Raw genomic sequence first — 1,592 nt, 5'->3', positions numbered from 1 at the left:
CACAGAAAGTTAAGGATTGTAAAGAAATCAATCTCGGATTAACCCCCGTATATTGGACAGTATCTCTCTTAATCTAGCTTTTTCTTAAAATTACTTTCTTTTTCGTTTCCTTTTGTCCTTTGTAGATGCTAGCCATTTCTTCCATTCCATCAAGGGTAAAGGCTGCGCCCTCCTATCGTCGCCCTTGATTCCACTCCAGAAATGGCTGAAGTGATTTTTGGGACAAAAGGAAGAAAAAATGGAAGGGATGGTTATAGCCGGATCTCTTTGATTTTTATGTTTTCTCGCATTTGCTTTTCATAAAATTCTTTTGGTGACAAGTCCAAAATGCTAGAGTGTATGCGTCTTTCGTTATAAAACACCATAAATTCTGTGACTGCTTCATAGGCCTCTGCATAGGTTTCAAACTGCCATCTTGATAGGCAATCATCCTCGAATATCCGGTGAAATGATTCAATATGTGCATTCATATTAGGCGTTTTAGGTGGTATTCTTTCATGCTCTACTTTGTAATTTTCACAAAACTCCTCGAAGGTATGGGAAATAAACTGTGGCCCATTGTCTGTTCGGATCACAAGTTTTTCCAATTGATCAAATTGCTGGCGATTGAATAACGCTCGATGCAGGGCTTGAATGGTATCCTTAGCTGTGCAGCTTAGTCCCATATGATAGTCTACAATGCCGCGATCATAGACATCTATGACCGATAATACGAAGAAGAAACGGTCTTCACCTTCGATATACCCGTACTTAATATCAGCCTCCCACAGTTGATTTGAACCGGTAATGGTGCGATTTCGCGCCAGTTTTCTAGGATACGAGCTCTTCTTTTGCCGTTGTGGGCGTAAAATACCTAGTTCTTTGCATAATCGATACACTTTTTTCTTATTGATGATCAATTTATGATTCCGACGAAGCACTTTGGTCAGTTTGCGGTATCCATAGTTATACGCATCGCCCGCAATCTCTTCTAGAAGAAGCTCTTTTATTTGTTCATCAGATATTTTATTGCCGTCCTCTGTGTAAGAATAACCGGGTGCTGGACGTCCCTCACTTACTTTTTTCTCTTCCACACGGTAGTTTTTTTGATAATAGTAGGTGGAACGAGCTATACCTATGATTTTTAGCACCTTTGCGATGGAGTAGCCTTTCTGAATCCATTGATCAGCTACTTCAAGTTTTTCAGCAAGTGAGGGTTTTTCTTTTTTATAAGATCTCGTAGGATGGCTATTTCAAGGTCTTTTTCGCATAGTATCACTTTAAGCTTTTCATTTTCTTTTGATAATTGTTTGGAATCCAGATCAGGCAGAACAGCGACATCCACATCACCAAATTTACCATTTTTATATTCCGTACACCAACGACTTACCATGTTTGGGTTCAGTTCATATCGACGGGCTACTAAGCTCTTGTTTCCAGTTTCTGTGGCTTCTTTCACAACTTGTAGTTTGAAATCTTTTGAGTGTTTTGTTCGCTTCATGGTGTTGACCTCCTTGGTACATTAAGCAGTATAATATAGATTACTCTTACTGTCCAAGTTCATTTTGGGGCTAATGAGATCTTACATTGATTAACGACTACATTAAAACCTT

1 protein-coding gene is annotated in these 1,592 nt (G+C 39.1%); it reads right to left on the bottom strand.

Annotation, left to right across the window (positions count from 1 at the left end; translation table 11 throughout):
* Window positions 1–251: 251 nt before the first annotated feature.
* A protein-coding gene (locus tag ELQ35_RS22350; RefSeq protein ID WP_126867373.1) for an IS3 family transposase occupies window positions 252–1,480 on the bottom strand; the annotation gives its coding sequence in 2 pieces (ribosomal slippage) (window positions 252–1,192 and window positions 1,192–1,480; 1,230 coding nt in all).
* Between the last annotated feature and the right edge of the window lie 112 nt (window positions 1,481–1,592).

The sequence above is a fragment of the Peribacillus cavernae genome (assembly GCF_003989135.1).
In the GTDB taxonomy this organism is placed as follows: domain Bacteria; phylum Bacillota; class Bacilli; order Bacillales; family DSM-1321; genus Peribacillus; species Peribacillus cavernae.
The sequence above is the reverse complement of the archived record's forward strand: the minus strand, read 5'-3'. Positions and strand labels throughout refer to the sequence as shown.